The following is a 7,649-nucleotide window of genomic DNA, read 5'->3' as shown; positions in this document are numbered from 1 at the left end:
GCCCCCGAGGGGGCGACGCCTGCCGCTCGTGCATCAGCTGCAGGAAGCAGCCGCGTGGTCGACCGTGTACGTCGACGTCCGGTCCCCGATCGTCGTGGTGACCGTGACGGAACCCGCCTCGATCGCCCCGAGACGCGAGCTGAACGTCTGCGACGCGGACTTGCCCGGAGCGACACCCGTGAAGGTCTTCGTCCCGAACGGCGTGCTCACCTTGATCGTCGCGGGCGCGTCGTCGGTGTTGACGACCCGCACGTTGACGAGCACCTTGCCCGCGGTGCACTGGGTCTTGGCCACGACCTCTGCCGAGACACCACCCTCGACCGCGGGCACCGAGAGGGTGAGCGGCTCGCTCACGTTCCCGGCGACGTCGACCGCGCGGTACGAGACCTCGACGGCCCCGTCCCCGACCACGACCGGCTCGCCGTACGTGAGCCACTCGCCCTCGGCCGTATCGGCGAGACGGTACTCGACCCGCGCGACGCCGGAACCTGCGTCGGAGCCCGCGAGGGTCACCGTGCGCTCGGCGAGCTCGGCCGTGGCCGTCGGCACCGTGGCGTCGATCTTGACCACGTGAGCGACCTCCTCGGAGACGTTGCCCGCCTCGTCGGACGCCCGGAAGGCGAGCGTGTGCTCCCCGTCCGTCGTGAGCGCCACGCCGGCCGTGTACGGGGCCCAGGCGCCGTCGGCGACCTTGACCTCGATCGACGGCGCCTGCGAGACGTCGTCGGTGGCCGTCGCGGAGACCGTCACGGCCCCGGTGTTCCAGCCGGACGCGCCGGCCGCCGGGTCCTGGGCGACGGTCACGACCGGCGCCTGCGTGTCCTCGTCACCCGTGGTGACGTGGAACCAGTCGAACGCCACCTTGACCGGGACCTCCTGCTCGGGGCCGATGGCCACGAGACCGAAGGACGTCAGTGCCGCGTCGTTCGTGACGGGCGCCCCGAGGGACGTCCAGTTCACGCCGCCGTCGCTGACCCAGCCCTGGTAGGTGTTGCCCACCTTCTCCATGCGCAGGTACCAGTAGCCCGACTCGGTCGTGTCGGCGATCTCGAGCTGGCGGTTGCCGCCGCTCGAGGCCGCGTTCTTCTCCGACGCGAGCTCGGCACCCAGGTTCAGCGGGGTGCCCGGCTGGTTCTTGGCGACCACGTCGAGCTTGACGTAGTTGTCGTCGTCGCCGTACGCCATCAGACCCGCGTACTGCCAACGGTGCAGCAGCGGAGCCTTGAAGCGGGTCTCCGCGACCCAGTCGCCCTCGGGGGCAGCCTGGAGCACGAAGTTGCGCGGGCTGACCGGGTTGTTGTTGTTGATGTCACCCGGCTGCGTGGTGATGCGCAGCTCGCCACCGGCGACCTCGACCTTCGAGGCGTCGTAGCGGACCACGTTGTTCCAGCGGCAGCCGTCGAGCGAGGTGCCGTCGAACTCGTCGGACGGCTCACGCGTGCCGTCGTCCGTCGAGTCCGGCGTGACCTTGAACCAGTCGACCAGCGCGACCGAGTCGGCCGTGCCCGTGTCGCCCGCGGCGATGACGCCGAAGGTCGCGTTCGCCTTGACCGGGGCAGAGCCCGCGATCGCGGTCCACGTCTGGCCGTCCGCCGAGTACGCGGCCGTGATGGCCGTACCCGTCGAGGTCAGCTTGAGGTACACCGACGACGGGAAGTTCGCGGCGACGTTCGTCTGGCCGTGCCACGTGCGCGCACCGCCGGTCTCGGTCTGGAACTCCAGGAAGCGGTTGCCGTTCTGGTTCTTCGTGAACGCGAACTTGGTGTACTCGTTGTCGTTCACGTGCACGAGGAGACCCGCGTGCTGCCAGTGCCGTGCGAGCGGGACCTCGACCTTGGTCTGGATCTCCCACGCCCCGGCAGGTGCCGGCTGACCCAGGTAGCTGATCGGGCCCGGGACCGCCTCGTTGATGTCACCCTGGACGACGGGCAGGACCGCCTTGCCGTCCACGACCGTGATCGACTTCCCGGGCGCGGTGCGCACCACGGTCCAGCGACCGGTGTTGATCGACGGGGCGTCGAACTCGTCGGACTTCTGCGCCGCGCACTGCGGCGGCGTGCCCGTACCCGGCTCGGTCGGGTCGACCGGGTCGTCGTCGAACGTGAAGTCCTGGAACTCGACCGCGCTCGTGCTCGAGCTGTGCGCCGTCACGAACAGGCCGACGTCCTGGACCGACGCCGCACCCGGCAGGGACACCGGGTCGCCGATCTGGGTGAAGTTCTCGCCGTCCTTGCTCCACGACGCCGTGTACAGGTCGCCGTCACGCTCGATCCGCACCCACGCGGGGTAGCTCGTCGAGCTCGCCGCGGACGACGTCACGAGCTGCCCCGCGGCGTTGCCGCGCAGCCACTCGAAGCCACCGTTCGGACGGATGCCGAGGGCCGCGTAGCCCGGCGACTTGCCCGGCTGCGTCACGTCGTTGCGGACGATCAGACCCGCCTTGGCGGACCCGTTGGAGTTGCCCTGGCTGTTGACCTTGACCGTCGCGGACCACTTCTCGTCCGCACCGGCCTCCTTGTAGATGGCCGAGTACTCGTCGGTGCCCTGCCACATGTTGGCACCCGCAGAGGTCACGAGGTACTTGCCCTCGGACAGCTGCTCGAACGTGCCGTTCGCGTTGGTGTAGGTCTTCATGCCGGCGAACAGGTCACCGACCTGCGCCATGACGATGCGGGACTTCGTGGTGAGGCCCTTGTCGTTCGTGGCGACCGCGGTCAGCTTGTAGTAGTTGTCCGCCGTCACGTTCCACGTCGTCGTGTACGGCGCGGACGTGTCCGTGCCGATCGACTGGCCGTTCACGAAGAACTCGACCTGCGTGACGGTGTTCTCGGCGTCCGTCGCGTCGGCCGAGACCGTGATCGCACCCTGCTCGAGCTGGACGCCCGCCTCGGGAGCGGTCACGACGACCTCGGGACGGGTCGTGGCCGAGATGCCCTTGCCGTGCGCCTCGATGAAGTTCAGGCGACGCTCGCCCGCACCGGGGAACACGACGTACAGGGTGAAGCTCTCGCCCGGGTCCGCCACGTCGACGCGCACGTCGGTGAAGGTCCCCAGGCCGGTCTCCGGGACGGAGGCCGTGGCGAGGAGCTCGCCGTCGGGAGCGTCACGACGCAGCTCGACGGTGCCCGCCTGGGCTGCCGAGACGCGCAGCGACAGCGCACTGATCTGGTGGAGGTTGAACGGGTCGTACGAGGACCAGGCCCCGTCCTTGCCCGTGATGACCGAACCGCCGCCCTCGACGTCCCGGCTCGGGAGCTGGGTCGTGCCCTGCGAGGCCGTCTGGAACTCGGCCTCACGCTTCTTGCCGAACACCAGCGTCGTGTCGGAGCCGGTCAGCGCGGGCACGCCGCCCTCGCCGCCGCCGTCGGTGTAGCGGGCGTCGAGCACGTAGAAGACGTTCATGTCCTCGCCGTGGCCACCGCCCAGGCCGGTCTCGACCGAGCCCGTCGTGCCGTGGAGCGGCTCGGACGGGTGCGCGTGCGCGTCGTGGCCGAGGGCCGGCTGGATGATGACGTTCTCGTCGACGATCGAGGCGTCCTCGGCGTCGGTGACCGAGACGTCCCAGTCGATCCGGTCGCCGAAGTCGAAGAACGACCCGGTCGGCGGCAGGTTGAAGTCGACCTCGGGGCGCGTGTTGCCCACCGTGATCGGCGCCGTGGCGGTACCGACCTTGCCCGAGGGGTCCTTGACCGTGAGGCGGGCGTCGAACACGCCGTTCTCGGTGTAGGTGTGGGTCGGCTTGGCCTCGGTCGAGTCCGTCGTGCCGTCACCGTCGAAGTCCCACGCGTACGTGAGCGCCTCGTTCTCGGGGTCCGTGCTCGCCGAGCCGTCGAACGTGACGGTCAGCGGGGCCGTGCCCGAGTCCGGCGTGGCGGCCGGCTTGGCCACCGGGGAGCGCGAACCGGAGATGTAGTCGATGCGGTGCAGGCCCGAGTTCGGGTTGTCACGGCCGAAGCCGCCGCCCCAGTCGAGCACGTAGAGCGCGCCCTCGGGGCCGAACGTCGAGTCGATCGGAGCGAGGAACTGCTCGTTCGACAGGAAGGGGTTGACCTTCTCGACCGCTGCGCCCTTCGGCGTCGCGTCCTTGAGGTCGATCGAGTACATCTTGTTGCGCGCCCACTCGTAGAAGAAGGGCTTGCCGTCGTAGTACTCGGGGAACTTGGTGTCCGACACGAGGTCGGCGTCGTAGCTGTAGAACGGACCACCCATGGGTGCGAGACCGCCACCGGCGTTGATGACGCCGGGGGCCGAGGTGCGCTGGTAGCCGTAGTACATGTCCGCGGGCTGGGCCGGCGGGAGCTGCGTCAGACCCGTGTTGAGGATCGAGTCGTTGACCGGGTTGGCGCAGTCGAAGAAGGCGCCGACCGTGACCGGGTTGGTGCGGTAGTCGACGTCACGGAAGGGCTCGTTCTTGCCCATGCACAGAGGCCAGCCGAAGAAGCCCGGCTCCTGGATGTAGTTCCACTCGGCGATGCCCGCAGGGCCGCGGTTCGCGAGGTTGTCGGAACCGTTGTCGGGCGAGTAGTCGGCCACGCCGAGGTTGCCCGTGGCGGGGTCGATCGTGAACCGGAACGGGTTGCGGAAGCCCATGGCGTAGATCTCGGGCAGCGTCTTCTCGGTGCCCGGGGCGAACAGGTTGCCCTCGGGGATCGTGTACGTGCCGTCGGCCTCGGGGTGGATGCGGAGCACCTTGCCGCGCAGGTCGTTGGTGTTGGCCGACGTCGCGCGGGCGTCGTGCTGCTGCCCCGGGCGCTCGGAGATCGGCGCGTAGCCGCCCGAGGGCTCGGAGTGCGGGTTCACGTCGTCGCCCACGCCGATGTACAGGTCACCGGTGCGGTCGTCGAAGATCAGGCTGCCACCGGTGTGGCCCGGCTCGTCGGGCAGACGCCCGGCCGGGACCTCGATGAGGACCTTCTCCGACGCCGGGTCGATCACGGTGCCACCGGGACCGCCGTCGGTCACGGTGAAGCGCGAGATCCGGTTGAAGAAGTTCGCCGGGTCGGAGTCGTTGGCGCTGGCCGGCGAGTAGTACTGGTACAGGTACCCGTTGGTCGCGAAGTCCTTGTCGAGCGCGATGCCCAGCAGGCCGTCCTCACCACCGGAGTACACGGGGATGGTGATCGCGGTCGAGGTGTTCTGGGTGCGCGGGTCGTAGACGCGGATCTGACCGCGCACGAGCTCGGTGAAGAACACGCGGCCGTCGGGCGCGACGTCCATGCCGAACGGTGCGCTCGTGTTGGTGTCGAGCGCGACCTTCTCGAACTGGCCCCAGTCGGTGCCACCGCAGTCGCCCGCGACCTGACCCGACGCCCACTGGACGCCGCCGACGATGTGCTGGACCAGGTCCGGCTCACCGGTGAAGTGCGCACCGAAGTGGCCCATGCCGGTCATCCAGGCGCGGCCGCCGTCGTAGGGCTTGCACCACGAGATCGGGTGGTCGGCGCCCATCTTGTTGCCGCCGGCGTCGTAGGTCGACTCGTCCATCGTGGCGAGCACGTGGGCGCTGCCGCGGACGTTGGCCGAGTAGTTGTACCACTCGTCCGCGCGGTTCCAGCGCTGGTCGAGGTGGCTGGTCGAGGGGTGGACACGGTCCTCGACGCGGACCGTGCCGGGCAGGCCGGGGCTGTTGCCCGTGGCCGCGTGACCGGGCATGAGCGCCCCGATCATGTCGTCCCACCAGCCGTAGTTCCCGCGCATGTCGGTCGCGTTGTGGATCGCGACGATCCCGCCGCCCGCCTGCTGGTAGCGCTCGAGCGCGGCCTTCTGGTCCGCGTTCCACGGGTCGCCCGACGTCTGGAACATCACGAGCGCGTCGTACTCCGCCAGGCCCGCGTCGGTGAAGACCGAGGAGTCCTCGGTGTGGTCGGACGCGATACCGACGTCGGCGAACGCGGCCTCGAGCACGGGGGTGCCCTGCGTGATCGCCTCGGAGTGCCGGAACTGGGTCGTCTTGGTGAAGATGAGGACCTTGCGGTCGTCACCGGGTTCGTGTGGTCCGTCGTGGGCAGCTGCCATGGTCACGGGCGCGAGGGTGAACGCCAGTGCTCCGATGGTCAGTGCCGCGACGGCTCTTCCCCGCAGGGGAAGTCGCGCAGCCTTCATGTGTCTTGCCTCCAGGGCAGTCGGCACGTGGTTTGCGTGCCCCGCTCGTCGGTGAACGGGGCGCACGTGCTGTGAAGAGATACGTCGTCCCACGGCGTGCCGGCGCCGTCGGTGATTCCTACCGATCGATCAGCCGCGCATCAGTCCTTTCAGGAAGTCCAGGCCATCGACGGCGATGGCGTCCTGGGTGGGGGCGAGCGGACGCCAGATGGAGGCGGCCGTCGCGATGGTCGCGTTGTCGGCGGTGAACGACTCGATGCACAGGGAGCCGTCGTAGCCCACCCGGTCGAGCGCGCCGAGGAACGCGGGCCAGTCGAGGTGGTCGCTGCCGGGGGCCCCGCGGTCGTTGCCGCAGACCTGCACGTGCGCGATCCGGTCCCCGGCGCGCGTCACCGCGGCGGCCAGGTCCGTCTCCTCGATGTTCATGTGGTAGATGTCGAGCATCAGCCCGATCCCGGCCGACGGCAGCGGTGCGACGACCGCGAGGCCCTGGTCGACCGTGTTGACGAGGCTCGTCTCGTAGCGGTTGAGCGGCTCGAGGCCGATCCGCACGCCCGCGGCCATCGCGTGGTCCACGACGGGGGCGAGGTGCTCGACCAGCTCGGCGTAGGCCGCCTCACGCTGGCCGGGGGTCATCCGCCAGGTGCGCCCGACGGACGCGTACGCGGGCCCGCCGATCACGCCCGCACCCACGGTGCGCGCCATGTCGACGACCTGGCGCAGGTAGTCCTGGGTCCGGCGGACCGTGCCGGCGTCGGCCGCGACGAGCTCGCGGCCGGGGCCCATGACGAGGGACACCGAGGCCCCGAGGCCGTGGTCCGCGAGCACTCGCGCGGCCTGCTGCGGGTTCCAGTCGGTCACGTCCTCGACGGGCAGCTCGAGGACGTCGAATCCCCACCCGGCGACGCGCGGAGCGATCTCGCGGAGGGAGGCGTCGGTCAGGGGCGAGGTCCACACCCAGGTGTTGACCCCGAGGGGGCGCGTACGAGCCACGGTGCTCTCTTTCGTCGGCGGGTGCGTCACCCGGGTGCCCGACGCCGGAGCTCGCCCTCGCGCGGAGGGCGGGCTGCGTCGTCGGGCACCGTGGGTGGAACGTGCGGTCGTGCTCCGGTGGGCCGTGCCCGGCCCCTCGACCTGGTCGAGGGGCCGGACCGTAGGCCTACCGGTCGTGCGGTCGGACCGGTGCCGAGATCAGCGGTCGGTCCAGGCGGTCGGGAACCCGGGCAGGTCCTCGCCACCGAACTTGGCGTAGTGCAGCGACGGCATGTCCTTGTTGGCGTCGAGGTAGAACTCCAGGTCCTCGCCCGTGATGGGCGACTGCGGGAGGACCCACTCGGCCGGGACCTGCTCGCCGTTCCAGATCTTCTGGGCCGCGAGGATCGGGGTGCGCCACTGGAAGTTGGAGTACACGGCGCCCAGGGCGGTCATGTCCGTCTCCTGCCACTTGCGCATGAAGCTCAGCTCGTCCTCGCCCATGAACACGGGGTAGGGCTTGCCGGCGTCCTCGAACGCCTCGACCGCTGCGACGGCGCCGTCACCGGCGTCCA

The 7,649-nt window shown here is 70.0% G+C and carries 2 protein-coding genes and 1 pseudogene; all 3 read right to left on the bottom strand.

Annotated features, from left to right (window positions below):
• Positions 1 to 33 precede the first annotated feature (33 nt).
• Positions 34 to 6,129, bottom strand: coding sequence for a ThuA domain-containing protein (locus ACFWFR_RS15305; RefSeq protein WP_377623529.1), 6,096 nt, complete (start codon positions 6,127 to 6,129; stop codon positions 34 to 36).
• 102 nt (positions 6,130 to 6,231) lie between these two features.
• Positions 6,232 to 7,095: a sugar phosphate isomerase/epimerase family protein gene (locus ACFWFR_RS15300; protein ID WP_377623528.1), complete on the bottom strand. Its 864-nt coding sequence runs from the start codon at positions 7,093 to 7,095 to the stop codon at positions 6,232 to 6,234.
• A gap of 198 nt (positions 7,096 to 7,293) precedes the next feature.
• Positions 7,294 to 7,649 (bottom strand): annotated as a pseudogene (locus ACFWFR_RS15295) (ABC transporter substrate-binding protein); the annotation flags it as partial.

Source organism: Oerskovia sp. NPDC060287 (genome assembly GCF_042726775.1).
Classification (GTDB): domain Bacteria; phylum Actinomycetota; class Actinomycetes; order Actinomycetales; family Cellulomonadaceae; genus Oerskovia; species Oerskovia merdavium.
The sequence above is the reverse complement of the archived record's forward strand: the minus strand, read 5'-3'. Positions and strand labels throughout refer to the sequence as shown.